This is a genomic window from Robertmurraya sp. GLU-23, assembly GCF_052983275.1.
Genome location: NZ_JBRKCV010000023.1, coordinates 48647 through 63556, shown reverse-complemented (window position 1 = coordinate 63556; position 14910 = coordinate 48647). Strand labels below are relative to the sequence as shown.

22 protein-coding genes and 1 rRNA gene are annotated in these 14910 nt (G+C 38.7%); 5 read left to right on the top strand and 18 right to left on the bottom strand.

Going from position 1 to position 14910, the window contains the following annotated elements; genetic code table 11:
• Together ACVBAX_RS23475 and ACVBAX_RS23470 are read right to left on the bottom strand one after the other, a co-directional pair.
• Positions 1-79 (bottom strand): 16S ribosomal RNA (locus ACVBAX_RS23475); the annotation flags it as partial.
• 249 nt (positions 80-328) lie between these two features.
• Positions 329-562 (bottom strand): hypothetical protein, encoded by a 234-nt coding sequence (locus ACVBAX_RS23470; RefSeq protein WP_430776972.1) that lies wholly within the window; start codon positions 560-562, stop codon positions 329-331.
• Positions 563-690: 128 nt separating this feature from the next.
• On the opposite strand from ACVBAX_RS23470, the gene pdaB reads away from it, so the two are divergent.
• On the top strand, positions 691-1443 hold the full coding sequence (pdaB, locus tag ACVBAX_RS23465) for a polysaccharide deacetylase family sporulation protein PdaB (RefSeq protein ID WP_430776971.1): 753 nt from the start codon (positions 691-693) through the stop codon (positions 1441-1443).
• A 15-nt stretch (positions 1444-1458) separates the two neighbouring features.
• Here the strand turns inward: pdaB and ACVBAX_RS23460 are convergent, their stop codons facing one another.
• Positions 1459-2079 (bottom strand): KinB-signaling pathway activation protein, encoded by a 621-nt coding sequence (locus tag ACVBAX_RS23460; protein WP_447119230.1) that lies wholly within the window; start codon positions 2077-2079, stop codon positions 1459-1461.
• 143 nt (positions 2080-2222) lie between these two features.
• Here ACVBAX_RS23460 and gerD point away from each other — a divergent pair, with 143 nt between their 5' ends.
• Complete coding sequence (gerD, locus tag ACVBAX_RS23455; RefSeq protein ID WP_430776969.1) at positions 2223-2816, top strand: spore germination lipoprotein GerD; 594 nt, start codon at positions 2223-2225, stop codon at positions 2814-2816.
• 384 nt (positions 2817-3200) lie between these two features.
• Here the strand turns inward: gerD and ACVBAX_RS23450 are convergent, their stop codons facing one another.
• The 3 genes from ACVBAX_RS23450 to ACVBAX_RS23440 form a co-directional block, all read right to left on the bottom strand.
• On the bottom strand, positions 3201-4256 hold the full coding sequence (locus ACVBAX_RS23450) for an Mrp/NBP35 family ATP-binding protein (protein WP_447119228.1): 1056 nt from the start codon (positions 4254-4256) through the stop codon (positions 3201-3203).
• Positions 4257-4377: 121 nt separating this feature from the next.
• Positions 4378-5100, bottom strand: a complete 723-nt coding sequence (gene cwlD, locus ACVBAX_RS23445) for an N-acetylmuramoyl-L-alanine amidase CwlD (RefSeq protein ID WP_447119226.1) — start codon at positions 5098-5100, stop codon at positions 4378-4380.
• A 77-nt stretch (positions 5101-5177) separates the two neighbouring features.
• A complete protein-coding gene (locus tag ACVBAX_RS23440; protein ID WP_430776966.1) occupies positions 5178-5621 on the bottom strand; it encodes a YbaK family protein in 444 nt (147 codons plus the stop codon).
• A gap of 223 nt (positions 5622-5844) precedes the next feature.
• Between ACVBAX_RS23440 and ACVBAX_RS23435 the strand changes: the two genes are divergently transcribed.
• Genes ACVBAX_RS23435 through ACVBAX_RS23425 form a run of 3 tightly spaced genes read left to right on the top strand, consistent with a single transcriptional unit; the run spans position 5845 to position 7232 of the window.
• Positions 5845-6117 (top strand): PAS domain-containing protein, encoded by a 273-nt coding sequence (locus tag ACVBAX_RS23435; RefSeq protein WP_447119223.1) that lies wholly within the window; start codon positions 5845-5847, stop codon positions 6115-6117.
• Between the two features lie 34 nt (positions 6118-6151).
• A complete protein-coding gene (locus ACVBAX_RS23430) occupies positions 6152-6574 on the top strand; it encodes a PAS domain-containing protein (protein ID WP_447119221.1) in 423 nt (140 codons plus the stop codon).
• Positions 6564-7232, top strand: coding sequence for an ATP-binding protein (locus ACVBAX_RS23425; RefSeq protein WP_447119233.1), 669 nt, complete (start codon positions 6564-6566; stop codon positions 7230-7232). Before ACVBAX_RS23430 ends, ACVBAX_RS23425 begins: the two co-directional genes overlap by 11 nt.
• 86 nt (positions 7233-7318) lie before the next feature.
• Here ACVBAX_RS23425 and rpsI read toward each other — a convergent pair whose 3' ends face one another.
• The 12 genes from rpsI to infA all read right to left on the bottom strand — a co-directional run bounded on the left by rpsI (position 7319) and on the right by infA (position 14764).
• A complete protein-coding gene (gene rpsI, locus ACVBAX_RS23420; RefSeq protein WP_066058480.1) occupies positions 7319-7711 on the bottom strand; it encodes a 30S ribosomal protein S9 in 393 nt (130 codons plus the stop codon).
• A 19-nt stretch (positions 7712-7730) separates the two neighbouring features.
• The gene (gene rplM / locus ACVBAX_RS23415) at positions 7731-8168 is read right to left on the bottom strand and encodes a 50S ribosomal protein L13 (protein ID WP_066058483.1); all 438 of its coding nucleotides are present in this window, start codon (positions 8166-8168) and stop codon (positions 7731-7733) included.
• A 251-nt stretch (positions 8169-8419) separates the two neighbouring features.
• The gene (truA, locus tag ACVBAX_RS23410; protein ID WP_447119218.1) at positions 8420-9160 is read right to left on the bottom strand and encodes a tRNA pseudouridine(38-40) synthase TruA; all 741 of its coding nucleotides are present in this window, start codon (positions 9158-9160) and stop codon (positions 8420-8422) included.
• A gap of 13 nt (positions 9161-9173) precedes the next feature.
• A complete protein-coding gene (locus ACVBAX_RS23405; RefSeq protein WP_430776963.1) occupies positions 9174-9968 on the bottom strand; it encodes an energy-coupling factor transporter transmembrane component T family protein in 795 nt (264 codons plus the stop codon).
• Positions 9969-10835 (bottom strand): energy-coupling factor ABC transporter ATP-binding protein, encoded by an 867-nt coding sequence (locus ACVBAX_RS23400; protein ID WP_447119216.1) that lies wholly within the window; start codon positions 10833-10835, stop codon positions 9969-9971. It lies immediately after the preceding gene.
• Positions 10811-11659: an energy-coupling factor ABC transporter ATP-binding protein gene (locus tag ACVBAX_RS23395; protein ID WP_447119214.1), complete on the bottom strand. Its 849-nt coding sequence runs from the start codon at positions 11657-11659 to the stop codon at positions 10811-10813. The genes ACVBAX_RS23400 and ACVBAX_RS23395 overlap by 25 nt, the downstream gene beginning before the upstream one ends.
• 380 nt (positions 11660-12039) lie before the next feature.
• On the bottom strand, positions 12040-12402 hold the full coding sequence (gene rplQ, locus ACVBAX_RS23390) for a 50S ribosomal protein L17 (RefSeq protein ID WP_066058495.1): 363 nt from the start codon (positions 12400-12402) through the stop codon (positions 12040-12042).
• Positions 12403-12479: 77 nt separating this feature from the next.
• The gene (locus ACVBAX_RS23385; RefSeq protein WP_066058497.1) at positions 12480-13424 is read right to left on the bottom strand and encodes a DNA-directed RNA polymerase subunit alpha; all 945 of its coding nucleotides are present in this window, start codon (positions 13422-13424) and stop codon (positions 12480-12482) included.
• Between the two features lie 171 nt (positions 13425-13595).
• Positions 13596-13985 carry a 30S ribosomal protein S11 gene (gene rpsK / locus ACVBAX_RS23380; RefSeq protein ID WP_160547956.1) on the bottom strand — a complete coding sequence of 130 codons (390 nt, stop codon included), beginning with the start codon at positions 13983-13985 and terminating at the stop codon, positions 13596-13598.
• A gap of 21 nt (positions 13986-14006) precedes the next feature.
• Positions 14007-14372: a 30S ribosomal protein S13 gene (gene rpsM / locus ACVBAX_RS23375; protein WP_160547957.1), complete on the bottom strand. Its 366-nt coding sequence runs from the start codon at positions 14370-14372 to the stop codon at positions 14007-14009.
• Positions 14373-14395: 23 nt separating this feature from the next.
• Positions 14396-14509, bottom strand: coding sequence for a 50S ribosomal protein L36 (rpmJ, locus tag ACVBAX_RS23370; RefSeq protein ID WP_000868344.1), 114 nt, complete (start codon positions 14507-14509; stop codon positions 14396-14398).
• A gap of 36 nt (positions 14510-14545) precedes the next feature.
• A complete protein-coding gene (gene infA, locus ACVBAX_RS23365; protein ID WP_019157108.1) occupies positions 14546-14764 on the bottom strand; it encodes a translation initiation factor IF-1 in 219 nt (72 codons plus the stop codon).
• Between the last annotated feature and the right edge of the window lie 146 nt (positions 14765-14910).

Genomic DNA, 14910 nt, shown 5'->3' with positions numbered 1-14910 from the left:
TCCCAAAGATCCGCTCGACTTGCATGTATTAGGCACGCCGCCAGCGTTCGTCCTGAGCCAGGATCAAACTCTCCAATAAAGAGTAAGATTAGCTCTTAAAGTTAAAACGTTGGCTAGTGTATTTTCAACACTAATCATTTTTGTTGACGTATGATTTGTTTAGTTTTCAAAGAACAACTTGTTTCTCTATCGCTCAAAAGCGACTTTATCAATATACCATTTAACCAATCGCTCGTCAACGTTTTTTTAAAATATTTTTTCTTAAAGTTCGTTGTTCTGCAGCGACGTTTATTAATATACCAAGGTTTAAAAATAATGTCAACAGTTTTTATCCTTTCTTTTCTTTTCTTTGATTGGCAGACCTTGTGTACTTTAGACATTCCTTTGCTGGCGCTACACGCTTAAATAGCGTAAATAGAATTTTGTATCTTTCCTCCATAGCTCTCTTTACAACATGATCAATTCGCTCATCTTTTAAATCAAACAAAATTTCATCCATTTCTCTCTTTATAAGGTACTCTATCTCTTTGACTTCTTTCACATTGATTAACAATCCTAGCATAAAACATATACACTCCTTTAACAATTTAGTTATTGTAGTGTGTTCCTAATTTCACCATTTTATAAGCATAAAACAAATTCTTTTTGAATAGATTTGAGACAAGTAGTGTTTTGGGACGAGGTGAGAGGATGAAATTTTTCTATGTGTTAAATGGCAAATCTTTAAAACAATTTATCCTTGTAGGAGTCGCAGCATTTTTCACAGCCTGGTTTTTGTATTTAGAAAATTACGTAAATGTACCAGCGTTTTCAGGGAAAGACGGTCCAAAGGCAGTCTATAAGGGCGAAAAGGACTTAGCTGTAAGCTTTAATATTGGTTGGGGTGATGAAAAAGCTGAGCCGATTTTGGATGTTTTAAAAAGCAAAAATGTAAAATCAGCGACTTTCTTTTTATCAGGTTCTTGGGCAGAAAGACACCCACATATTGTGGAGAGAATTGTTAAAGAGGGATACGAGATTGGAATGCTTGGCTATAATTATGAAGATTATACCGAACTAGAAGAAGATAAAATGGTAAAGGATATCGCAAGGGCTCAAGAAGCCTTTAGGAAACTCGGAATAAAGGATATAAAACTATTACGAGCACCTACAGGTCACTTTGACCAAAAAACCTTAAAGGTAGCTGACCGCTTTGGCCTTACCGTGATCCATTGGAGTATTGACTCAAAAGACTGGACTAACCCGGGTGTCGAGATCATTCAAGAAAATGCAGCGAAAGCAACCAAGGGGGATATTATTCTCCTTCATGCATCAGATTCTGCCAAACAGACAGCCGCTGCACTTCCATCTATTATTGATGATATTAATAAAAAAGGATTAAAACTTGTATCTGTCTCCGAAATGATAGCAAACGCTACCTCCTCTTCAAAAGAAATAAAATAAATTAAGCCGTCACATTTAGACGGCTTTTTTGCTCTTTGCACTATTTGAAATAAATTTGGGTAATGATAATAACTGATAGGCATTACAAATAAGCAAAGGGAAAATCATTAAGTACAACCAACTCTTTTCATTTACTCGAAGAATGGGTACCCATTCTAAAACTGTAACAACAATCATAAAAAAGAGCGCAGGTATAAATGCTTCTTTATTTGTTAGTCTCGCTTTGTAATATGCCGCAATAATCCCACAAACAGCGATGAATAAAGCAAGTCCTAAATAAGGAACAAAACTATCTCCTTTTTCAGAAAAAGCATTAAAACGTAAATAAACTAAATCAAAAAGAACAAAGATGATAAGTACCACTTGTACACTATTCCAAAGCTTTACAGACTTAAATATACCTAAACCAAAACGATGGACCGTTAAGTACGCAAAGAAGCCCATTTGACTAATAAGGCTAAATATCAATCCAACCCCTACTAACCACGCTAGGATTGATAATATTTCAACCATCTGAAAATCAGTAAAAAACGGCTCGAATTCTTTCCAACGAACAATAAAGCCAACGATTCCTGTTGTAATTCCCCCGATTAAAAGCGTCGAGAAAAACATCCTTACCAAGTTACGGCTATTCAACGTAATTTCCCCCAATTATGTAATCATTCCTTATTGATTGTACCAACCAAAGTATGAAAAATCTAGGTTCGAGCAGGAAACGTATAATTTTTGTCGTTTTTCTTCATCATAAACTATAGTTACTATCGAAAGGAGCGTTAATCATGCCTAAAAAGTCTTTAGTGCTCCCTCTTTTAATAAGTGGGTTACTTCTTACTGGTTGTGCTGAAGCAGATACAAGCAGCCAAATGGATTACGAAGAAACAAAAAAAATGGTAGTTGATATCTTAAAAACAGATGATGGAAAAAAAGCCATAAAAGATGTGATGAATGATGAAACCATGAAGGAAACATTGATCATGGACCAAGCAGTTGTATCAGATACAGTAGAAAAAGCATTAACCTCAGACCAGGGGACAGCATTCTGGAAGAAGTCATTTGAAGATCCAAAGTTCTCTGAAAGTGTAGCAAAAAGCATGAGAACAGAAAATGAAACCCTTTTAAAAGATCTAATGAAGGATCCAGAGTATCGAACCATGATGATTGATGTACTAAAAGACCCGGAACTCGAAAAAGAAGTAACAACCATTTTAAAAAGTGCCGAATACAGAAAGCATGTTCAAGCGGTTATGACCGAAACATTTGAGAGTCCATTATTTAAAGCAAAAATTCAAGATCTTATTTTAAAAGCTGTAGAAGAGGTAGCGGAACAAAGCGGAAGTAAGGAAGAAGCAAAAGAAGAAGGTACGGGGGCATAGAAAAGCGGGTCTGCGCTCAATTAAGAGGTATTCTAGTGCTTTTCTTAAAATACGTGCAGAAATGACAGTCTTACTATAAAAATAAGCGTAGAATTTCCGGTTAATTAAAGAATGGAGCCCGTTTTCAGGGAAAATAAGGGGAGGTTTTCCGCTTATTCACAGCAAAATCAACCATTTTTGAGTTTTTCGAGTCAATAGACGGAATCTCTCCGTCTATATAAGCTCCTTTTAATAATATTTACTAAATAGGCGGAGTTTCTCCGTCTATTCATTCAGGTCTTACCATCCCACAACCATCTTTAATAAGAGAGCACCAGAAAACAGAAACTACAAGCACTTTATCTCTCCTTGCATAAAAAACCTCTCCAAGCGGAGAGGTTTTCCTTATTTGCTGAGTGACTCGATGATCGTACCTGCAATTTCTTTGTAAATTTGACCTAATTTATGGTCTTCATGATAAACAGAAGGGGCAAAATCATCTTCATTCCAATCTGGCTGACCAAGAGGTAATTTGCCAAGCACCTTCGTTTGAAGCTCATCAGCAAGCTTCTCTCCTCCACCCTGGCCGAACACATATTCTTTTTCCCCGGTTAACTTACTTTCAAAGTAAGACATATTTTCTACTACACCTAAAATCTCATGATCTGTTTTTAGAGCCATGGCACCCGCTCTCGCTGCGACAAACGCAGCTGTTGGATGTGGAGTTGTGACAATAATCTCTTTACAAGCTGGAAGCATACTATGCACATCAAGAGCTACATCACCTGTTCCAGGAGGCAAATCGAGTAGTAAATAATCTAGATCTCCCCATTCTACTTCATTGAAAAAGCTGTTCAGCATTTTTCCAAGCATCGGTCCTCGCCAAATGATGGGAGAATTATCTTCTACAAAAAAGCCCATGGAGATAACTTTTACACCGAAGCGTTCGACCGGTATGATTTTTTCACCACGTACAGCTGGACGTTTCGTAATGCCCATCATATCTGGTACACTAAACCCATAAATATCGGCATCCACTAGCCCAACTTTTTTTCCTAATCTAGCTAATGAAACAGCTAGATTCACTGACACCGTCGATTTCCCTACTCCACCTTTTCCACTTGCGATCGCAATAAAGGTGGTCTTACTTTCTGGAGTTAAAAGACCTTGTGATTCCTCCTCTTGAGCGGAACGGAACTTTTCAAGTGTCTCTTGTGGCAATTCAAAAAAACGGATTCCGACTGACTCAGCACCCGCTCCCTTTAATAGATTTACTATTTTCATCTGTAACTGAAGCTGTTCAGCTGTCCCTGTTTTTGCAATTCCTATTTTAACACTTACATGTTTTTTCTCTTCTTTAATTTTTACTTCTTCAATGGCATTTAACTCTTCCAATGTCTTATGTAAAAATGGTTCCTCTATACTTTGTAGAAGTTCAATCACCTTTGCTTCTGTTAACAACTTTTACACCGCCTTTTTGAATTCGTTTGCATATTTTATTATAACATATTCCTCTGTAGATACAGTTAACTGCATCACACTCATATATAAGAAAAAAAGAAGGTGGTTTTATTTCACCTTCTTACTCCGCTTCAATTAATTCACTTTCATTTGTGAAGTATCTTAGCATTCCTTTATAAATAGAAGCTGCTACCTTATCTTGATACTCCTCTGTCTTTAATAACTGCTTTTCTGTAGGATTTGATAAAAAGCCTACCTCCACTAATACCCCTGGTTTCTTTGCATTTTTCAAGATATACACAGAGCTCAACGGTTTTGCTTTACGATCCGTATTTTCAAGATTGATTCGAAGCTCGTCCTGAATGAACTTGGCAGCTTTAGCGTTGTCCTTTAACTGTGGTGCATAAAATGTCTGTGCACCACTCCATTTCTGTGAAGGTATCGAATTTAGATGAACACTAACAAAAAAGTTCGCTTCCGACTCATTAATCATGGCTAAACGCTTTTTTAAATCCTCTACTTTTCTCCTGCTATACCCTCTAGTTCCATCCTCAGCTAAGTCCTTATCTTCCTCTCTAGTCATAATAACTAAAGCACCTTGCTCTTGAAGATAGTCTCTTAATTTCTTCGATACACTTAATGCAATATCCTTTTCAAGCGCACCCTCTTCGCCAGCTCCTCCATCAGGTCCACCATGGCCAGGGTCGAGCAAGATGATTTGCCCTGAAAGTGGAAGACTCCAGGAATTCCAAGATTCTTTGGTTTTAAAATAATCGTACTGAAGAATAAAAAATAAAATAACTAGTCCAACGGTAAAAGCAATGATTTTCGTTCTTTTGCTCATCTCTATGCGTCAGTCCTTCCCATCCGTCCAATATTCAATTTAATATATGGGACAAGATGGGATTATAGAACATTAAGTTAATGAAGCCTTAGTTTGTGTCTTCTTTCTCCTGTATGAAAGCCTTCATGCCACCAACTTTCAACATACTGCTCACATAAGTAAAAAAGGGACTCACTATAAACTCCTTCCGTTCCCTTTCCCCAATAAAGGAGGAAATTATAAAGTGTATCAATTAGATGCTTTTCCTCTTTATGACATCGGTCCTTAATACTGTCTACTGACTCTCCATAAAATCCAAATTTACTAAAGTGGGCACCTAGAAGATACGCTTCAATTGCTACATCATAACAAGCCTCTTCAATCCCTGATTGTGTTAGTAAGTTAGCCGTTATACGAGATGAACCAAAATATTGTTTGACTCTTTCCTTTAACATTTTCAATGAGATTTCTCTTAAGACTGATTTTTCATATTTCAACTGTTTTTCACGTTTTTTATCTTTAAAGGTTGTAATTACGTTCACTACATCGTCACCCCTTTCGATTATTCTTTAACGCCGAAAAGAGAGACATACAGATTTGCTCCTGAATTCACCTTCCAATTTTTTTGGTTAATTTTCCTACACATGTATTGATAATATTTTACAAGGAATTAAAATAGATGAAATAAATGTATGCAGGAATATAGTTCAAGGTCTAGAATTTATTACCAGATAGGTAAAATTTAAATAAGGGTGGGTTATTAGTATGAACCAACTAGAAATTGATGCACTTGAGATATTAGATCGGATAACAGATGGTTTCTTCTCGGTTGATACAAATTGGAACTTCACCTATATTAACTCCGAAGCAGCCCGATTACTTTTCCGAAATCGAGAAGATCTTTTTGGTAAAAACATTTGGATTGAATTCCCTGAAGCAGTTCATTTAGCTTTCTACGAACAGTACTACAAAGCTGTACATGAACAAGTACCAGTAACATTTTATTTCTTTTTTTCCTCCACTAAATACTTGGTTTGATGTAAGAGCCTATCCATCATCCAATGGCCTTTCCGTGTACTTTTTGGATGTTACAGCAGAAAAGAAAGCTGCTTCCAAAAAACAGCAACATTATAAATCCCTATTTGAACAAAATCCAGACGCAGTTTTCTCTTTTGATTTAGAAGGAAATTACCTTAGTGTGAACGCAGCAATGGAGCGCTTGTTAGGTTATACAGAAAAGGAATTTCTCCAATTAACTTATCTTCCCCTTGTTGAAGAAGCAGAATTACAAAGAACCAGAAATCACTATGAAAAGGCAGCAACAGGATTTACCCAACATTATGAAACAAAGGCTTTACATAAAGATGGACGAGTCGTTCATGTGAGTGTAACAAACATTCCCATCATAGTTGATCATGAGGTAGTAGGTGTATATGGGATCGCCAAGGATATCACAGATTTAGAAGGCCACCGAGCAACAACTTATAAAATCTGAAAAGCTTTCAGCAGTTGGTCAGCTGTCCGCTTCGATCGCACATGAAATACGAAACCCCCTTACCGCTCTTAAGGGTTTTCTCCAAATCATGATGTCATCTGCCCCAAGCAAAGAAATATGCTATTACGAAATCATGGCGGGTGAGATTGCACGCATTGAACAAATTACTGGTGAGTTACTGATGGTGGCTAAACCTCAAGTTCAGCATTTTCGCTATGAGGATCTAACAGAGATCTTTCATGATGTGACGACATTGCTCGGCTCACAAGCACTAATGAATCGAGTGAACATTCATTTTACTGCTGAAGATATTCCCCTAGTATACTGTGTAGCCAATCAATTAAAACAAGTGTTCATTAACCTCATAAAGAATGCGATTGAATCCATGCCATCGGGAGGAGATATCCATGTGCTTTTAGAAAGTTCTCCTAACGGGCAAGTTTCTATTAAAATTACAGACCAAGGCTGTGGCATCCCGGAAGATGTACTTGAAAATATCGGCATACCATTTTATACAACAAAACAAAAAGGAACGGGTTTAGGTATGATGACCAGCTTTAAAATTATTGAATCACATACGGGAACGATGGAAATTACAAGTAAAGAAACGGAAGGTACAAGTGTTAAGATCACTTTACCTGTTCATTTTGCAGAGTAAACATTCATATAATAGAGAGGAGGTGTTTTTTTATTAAAACAAAAAGACCCCCAACCATTGGTTGAGAGTCCTTGATAAGCGCAAAATTAACGCTTTGAGAACTGAGGTGCACGACGAGCGCCTTTAAGACCGTATTTCTTACGTTCTTTCATACGAGCGTCACGAGTTAATAATCCAGCACGCTTAAGTGTTGGACGGTATTCTGGGTCAACGTTTAGTAACGCACGAGCGATACCGTGGCGGATAGCGCCAGCTTGACCAGTGTAACCTCCACCATTAACGTTAACAAGAATATCATAGCTACCTAGAGTTTCTGTTGCGTTTAATGGTTGCTTTACTACTTCACGTAGTGCTTCGAATGGAATGTAATCAGTGATGTCACGATCGTTGATTGTAATTTTACCGCTGCCTGGAACTAGACGAACACGTGCAACGGAGCTTTTACGACGACCAGTACCAATGTATTGAACCTGTGCCAATATAATACCCTCCCTTTAATTATCCACGAAGTTCGTAAACTTCAGGTTGTTGTGCTTGGTGCGGATGCTCGCTACCAGCGTATACGTGTAACTTTCTGAACATTTGACGACCTAAAGAATTTTTAGGAAGCATGCCTTTAATAGCAAGCTCTAACATTCTTTCAGCGTAGTTTGTACGCATTTCAAGAGCCGTTCTAGTTTTTAAACCACCTGGGTGCATAGTGTGACGGTAGTAGATCTTGTCAGTTAATTTCTTACCAGTTAACTCGATCTTTGAAGCATTGATTAGAATTACGTTATCACCAGTGTCAACATGTGGTGTGAAAGTTGGTTTATGTTTCCCACGTAGAATTGATGCAACTTCTGAAGCAAGACGTCCAAGAGTTTTGCCTTCTGCATCAATCACGTACCATTTACGTTCAATATTGTTTGAATTAGCCATAAACGTTGTACGCATTGAATAGTTCCCTCCTAAATTATACATTCATAAAATTTGTTCTGGCATGCTTTCCACACGTGTTCCGACATGTGTTCAGTCATGATTTACGTATATCTCGACATAATAAGTTAACGGGGCTTATCATGGGATTAAAATACATACATTTGATATCATATACTGCTTCAGCCCTGATGTCAAGGAAATGTTACACCAGGATTAGTTGTCATAGAAAATTTTTAAATAATCTTTTCTACTTTATAACTATGATTTTACTCATAAAACACTTCCCAAAGGTATAACCCTTGGGGAGGAGCAGTTTTCCCTGCGAAGATTCGGTCTTTCTTTTCAATTATCCCTGGGATAGAGCCAGGCGTAATTTCTCCATTTCCGACCTGTATAAGAGTGCCTACAATGATCCGAACCATATTATAAAGAAACCCATTTCCACGAAAGCGAAGTACTAGTTGTTCACCCTCACCAGAAATATCTAGATCGTATATCGTTCTTACACGATCCACTACTTCTGTCTTTGCGGAACAGAAGCTCGTAAAATCGTACTCACCAATAAAGTAGGCACTAGCCTCTTTCATGCTATCTAGGTCTAACGGGTAAGGAAAATGATACGAATAGTTTCTTTGAAATGGATCACGAATTTTCCGGTTATCAATAAAATATCGATACTCTTTCCCCCCTGCATCAAAACGCGCATGAAAGTCATGATCCACTTCCTCGATCGCTAAAATCGCAATCTCACTTGGCAAAACTCCATGTAATGCTAATTGCCACTTGGGTAAAGGGATGTTTAGATTCGAGTCAAAATGAATAACTTGCCCCTTTGCATGTACTCCTGCATCTGTACGACCAGAAGCTGTCACCTTTACTTGTCTGCCTTTGTGAAGCTTTGCAAGGGCTGCCTCTAGCTCTGATTGTACGGTACGCTTATTAGGCTGTACCTGATAGCCATGAAATGCTGTCCCGTCATAAGATATTTTACACTTATATCTCTTCATGGAAATCACACCTTTACGCTCGTAGTACCGTTAATAGAGCCGTAACTAGCCCTAAGGCCAATAGCATGGATGTATCTCTGGCGCCCCAGCTCAATTGCCGATACTTCGTTCTTCCCTCACCGCCACGGTATCCCCTTGCCTCCATCGCAATAGCGAGTTCCTCCGCCCGTTTAAACGATGAAATAAACAATGGGATAAGTAATGGGATAATTGCCTTTACACGGTCTTTTACAGGTCCTCCAGTAAAGTCAACACCGCGGGCAGACTGTGCTTTCATAATTTTGTCTGTCTCCTGCATAAGAGTAGGAATGAACCTTAGGGATATGGACATCATTAACGCAAGTTCATGAACCGGAAATTTAACTTTCTTTAACGGCCCAAGAAGCTCTTCTAATCCATCTGTTATCTCAATAGGTGTGGTTGTTAACGTTAGAAGTGAAGTCATGAGAATAAGCAAAAAGAATCGCACGGAAATAAAAAGGCCTTGCTTGATTCCTTCTTCATATACTTCTATCCAACCCCACTGAAAAAGAAGATTCCCTTCCTTGGTTAAAAAAAGATGAAGAAACAAGGTAAAAACAACTAACCACAATACCGGCTTTAAGCCAGCCATGATAAACCGAATAGAAATTTTTGATAAAGAAAGCATGATAATCGTATACAATAGTAGCGTTCCATACGTTAGGGCATTGTTTGCTAAAAACACCACACAAACAAATAAAAAGATGAGAACTAGTTTTGAACGAGGATCCATCCGATGCAACACAGAATCTGCAGGAATATAACGACCAAATATCATTTTATCCATCTATTTAAATCCTCCCTGCAAATGTTTGACCATCATTTCAGATAACTCTTCGATGGTTAAACATGTTTTCCCTAGTGATTGTCCAAATTCAGCCTCAAACTTTCTCTGGAAGCGTACCACCTCTGGAACATCAAGTCCAAGCTCAAATAGTCCTTCAGGGTCACTGAAAATCTCCGTTGGATTTCCCTTCCTGTATACACGACCTTGATGCATTATCGCAATCTGGTCAGCGTAAAGGGCTGCGTCCTCCATACTATGAGTAACAAGAATCGTAGAAAGGCTTCGTTCCTTATGTAAGGAATAAAACATATCCATTATTTCTTTTCTACCACGAGGGTCTAAACCTGCAGTTGGCTCGTCTAATACAATAACATCCGGTTGCATCGCAAGGACTCCGGCAATAGCTACCCTTCTCATCTGTCCGCCTGATAAGTCAAAAGGAGACTTTTGAAGAACCCCCTCCTGTAAGCCTACTTGGCGTATCGCAATCCTTGCTCGTTCCTTGGCCTCTGATTCAGAAACACCAAAATTCATTGGGCCAAAGCATATATCCTTTTCTACTGTTTCTTCAAACAGCTGATGCTCTGGGAATTGAAAAACAATACCGACCCTTTTTCTAACTTCTTTAAGGTTCTTTTGCTTTTTATCGCTAGTGATGACTCGATCACCAATGACAACCTTGCCATTCGTCGGTTTTAATAGAGCATTTAAATGCTGAATAACCGTGGATTTTCCAGAACCCGTATGCCCAATGATCGCCAAAAAAGTTCCTGCTTTTATTTCAATGGAAACATCTACTAAAGCAAGACGTTCAAAGGGTGTATTTGCTGAATATTTGTATTCTACTTCTTGGAGTGAGATGTCCATAATTGTTTCACCAACTCTTCTTCTGATAGATAATGTTTATCTAAGGTCATGCCTAACTCTTTTAACTTCTTGCTCAATTTTACGGAAAAAGGAATATCCAGCCCTAATGAAATAAGCTCTTCTTCGAGTTGAAAAATTTCCTTTGGGCTGCCTTCTTTATACACCTGCCCTCTATTCATAACAATCATTCGGTCAGCCTTGGCAGCTTCCTCTAAATCATGCGTAATAGATACAACAGTTAAATCATTATCACTTTTAAGCTCTCGAATCGTTTCTAAAACCTGTTCACGCCCTTTTGGGTCGAGCATAGAGGTAGCTTCGTCTAAAACGATAATAGCCGGTTTTAGAGCTAATACAGAAGCTATAGCTACTCGCTGCTTTTGTCCACCTGATAGATGATGAGGTTCTTGTGATAAAAACTGACTCATCTTCACTTGCTCTAATGCTTCCTGAACACGGACAATCATTTCCTCCCGAGGAACACCATGATTCTCAAGTCCAAATGCTACATCATCCTGAACGGTAGTACCAACAAACTGATTATCCGGATTTTGAAAGACCATACCGACCATTTTTCTAGTTTCCCAAACCGTTTCTTCTGATATCTTCGTTCCACCAATTGTAATGGAACCTTTTTCGGCAAATTGAAGCCCATTCAAAAGCTTCGCAAGCGTTGACTTACCAGATCCATTATGACCTACAATGGCAAGCCATTCGCCTTTATTTATGTTAAAGGAGACATCATTTAAGGCGTACTCCTCTTGAAGATCATATTTAAAAGAGACATTCTCAATCTGAACGATGGATGCTACCAAATTACTCATCTCCTCTCAACTACCATTTCATATCTATAAGAAAAACCCAATATTATAAAGAAAACTCGCCAATCTTGGCGAGCTTTGAAAGTGAAGACACGGACCATTCACCGTAAAAATATAAAAAATAATATGTATGATGGCATGAATGAATGTCTCATTGACTTCTTATTTCAATGCTCTTTCCTAAATAAAGCCTGCGCCTCCTCTTCATTCCAAATGAGAGCAAGGCGCATGAGCTAGACGAGAAGTGAAAACATATACATACACCCTCATCGTAACACTCGTTGGGCTTAAAACTTTAGATAGTCAACGGCTCATTACAGCAAAAGGGCAGAGAACAAGTTCCTGTGTAAACTGTCCTTCACCCTTGTTGTCTGTACTAGCTATTAAACTAATTCGATGATAACCATTGGAGCTCCGTCTCCACGACGTGGTCCAAGTTTCATGATTCTAGTGTAACCGCCTTGACGCTCTTCGTAACGACCAGCGATGTCACTGAATAATTTTTGAACAGCATCTTGGTTAGTTTCAGCGTTAGCTACTTCGTGACGAACGTAAGCAGATGCTTGACGACGAGCATGAAGGTCCCCACGCTTACCAAGAGTAATCATTTTCTCAACTACTGAACGAAGTTCTTTAGCACGAGCTTCAGTTGTTTCAATACGCTCATTAATGATTAAGTCTGTTGTTAAATCACGTAACATAGCCTTACGTTGAGCACTAGTGCGTCCTAACTTTCTGTATCCCATGAAAGTTTCCCTCCTTTGTTGAAGTCATTTATCTCTAGTTGCTTAAGACTTGGAATGGTAAAAGGTTTGACCTAAGATCAATCGTCTTTACGTAATCCTAATCCAAGCTCTTCAAGTTTGTGTTTTACTTCCTCAAGAGACTTACGACCTAAGTTACGTACCTTCATCATGTCCTCTTCTGTCTTGTTAGCAAGCTCTTGAACAGTATTGATGCCAGCACGCTTTAAGCAGTTGTATGAACGAACGGATAAATCCAATTCTTCAATCGTCATCTCAAGTACTTTTTCTTTTTGATCTTCTTCTTTTTCAACCATGATCTCAGCATTTTGTGCTTCATCAGTTAAACCAACAAAGATATTTAAATGCTCAGTTAAGATTTTCGCTCCAAGTGCAACAGCATCTTGAGGACCAGTGCTTCCATCAGTCCATACATCGAAAGTTAACTTATCATAGTTAGTCATTTGACCGACACGAGTGTTTTCTACTTGGTAGACAACACGTGAAACTGGAGTGTAGATGGAGTCGATAGGAATAACACCGATTGGTTGATCCTCTCTCTTGTTCTGATCAGCAGGTGTATACCCTCTTCCACGCTTAGCAGTTAAGCGCATGCGAAGATTGCCGTTCGAACCAAGGGTCGCAATGTGTAGATCCGGGTTTAATATCTCGACATCACTGTCATGAGTTACGTCAGCCGCAGTCACTACTCCCTCACCTTGCACATCAATTTCAAGCGTCTTCTCTTCATCAGAGTAGATTTTCAGTGCCAGTTTCTTAATATTTAAAATAATAGAAGTAACATCTTCTACGACGCCTTCAATTGTTGAGAATTCATGAAGCACCCCATCGACTTGAATCGATGTGACCGCCGCACCTGGGAGTGACGACAATAGGATACGACGTAAGGAGTTACCCAAAGTAGTACCATATCCACGTTCTAGTGGTTCTACGACGAACTTCCCGTACTTGGCATCATCGCTGATCTCAACCGTTTCGATTTTTGGTTTTTCTATTTCGATCATCAAATATACCCTCCTTCAAAACGTCGAAACCTCGGTTAGTGTGTTTAACCGAAATTCCCCCTGTATACGTTCCCGCTTGTGCACAACAACTGGAAAAATGATCCTGTATAAACGTATAAAGTTCTTATCATATCCCATTATAGACAGGGATTTTTTTTCTATACAGAAAAATTATACACGACGACGTTTTGGTGGACGACATCCGTTATGAGGAACTGGAGTTACGTCTCTAATAGCAGTAACTTCTAGACCAGCAGCTTGAAGAGCACGGATAGCAGCTTCACGTCCTGCACCAGGTCCTTTAACTGTTACTTCTAAAGTTTTCATTCCATGTTCCATAGATGATTTAGCTGCTGTTTCAGCTGCCATTTGCGCTGCAAAAGGAGTAGATTTACGAGAACCTTTAAATCCTAATGAACCAGCACTTGACCATGAAAGAGCATTTCCATGAACATCTGTGATTGTTACAATCGTGTTATTGAATGTAGAACGGATATGAGCAATCCCTTGTTCAATATTCTTTTTTACACGACGCTTACGAGTATTAGTTTTACGAGCCATTTAAAGTACCTCCTTTACCGATTATTTCTTCTTGTTAGCTACAGTCTTACGTGGACCTTTACGAGTACGTGCATTGTTCTTCGTGTTTTGTCCGCGAACTGGTAATCCACGACGATGACGAAGACCACGGTATGAACCGATTTCCATTAAACGCTTGATGTTTAAAGAAATTTCACGACGAAGGTCACCTTCAACCTTTAATTTATCAACGATGTCACGGATTTTGTTAAGCTCTTCTTCCGTTAAATCACGCACACGAGTCTCTTCTGAAACACCAGCTTCAGCCAATACTTTATGTGCAGTATTTTTACCAATACCATAGATGTAAGTTAATGAGATTACTACACGCTTTTCACGTGGAATATCAACACCTGCAATACGTGCCATTTACTAGAGCACCTCCCTCATTATTAGCCTTGTTTTTGTTTATGCTTAGGGTTTTCACAAATAACCATAACTTTGCCGCGTCTACGGATAACTTTACACTTTTCGCAGATCGGCTTAACAGATGGTCTCACTTTCATTATCCTAACCTCCTTGATATTACGGAGTGCAACAGATTATTTAAAGCGGTAAGTAATTCTTCCGCGTGTTAAGTCATATGGGGATAGCTCAACAGTTACTTTGTCACCAGGCAAAATACGGATGAAGTGCATACGAATTTTACCGGAAACATGAGCTAGTACTGTATGACCATTTTCTAATTCTACCTTAAACATAGCGTTAGGCAAAGTTTCAAGAACCGTACCTTCAATTTCAATTACATCATCTTTCGCCATAGAACTAGTCTCCCTTCTACTCATCAGTTACATGATCCATTAAATACTTACTGAAAGAAATCGTAGCTTTCCAATGCAACACGACCGGTTAATACACTACAATTTTCTAGCAACCTTATAATTATAGCATATTAAAAAGGATTTGC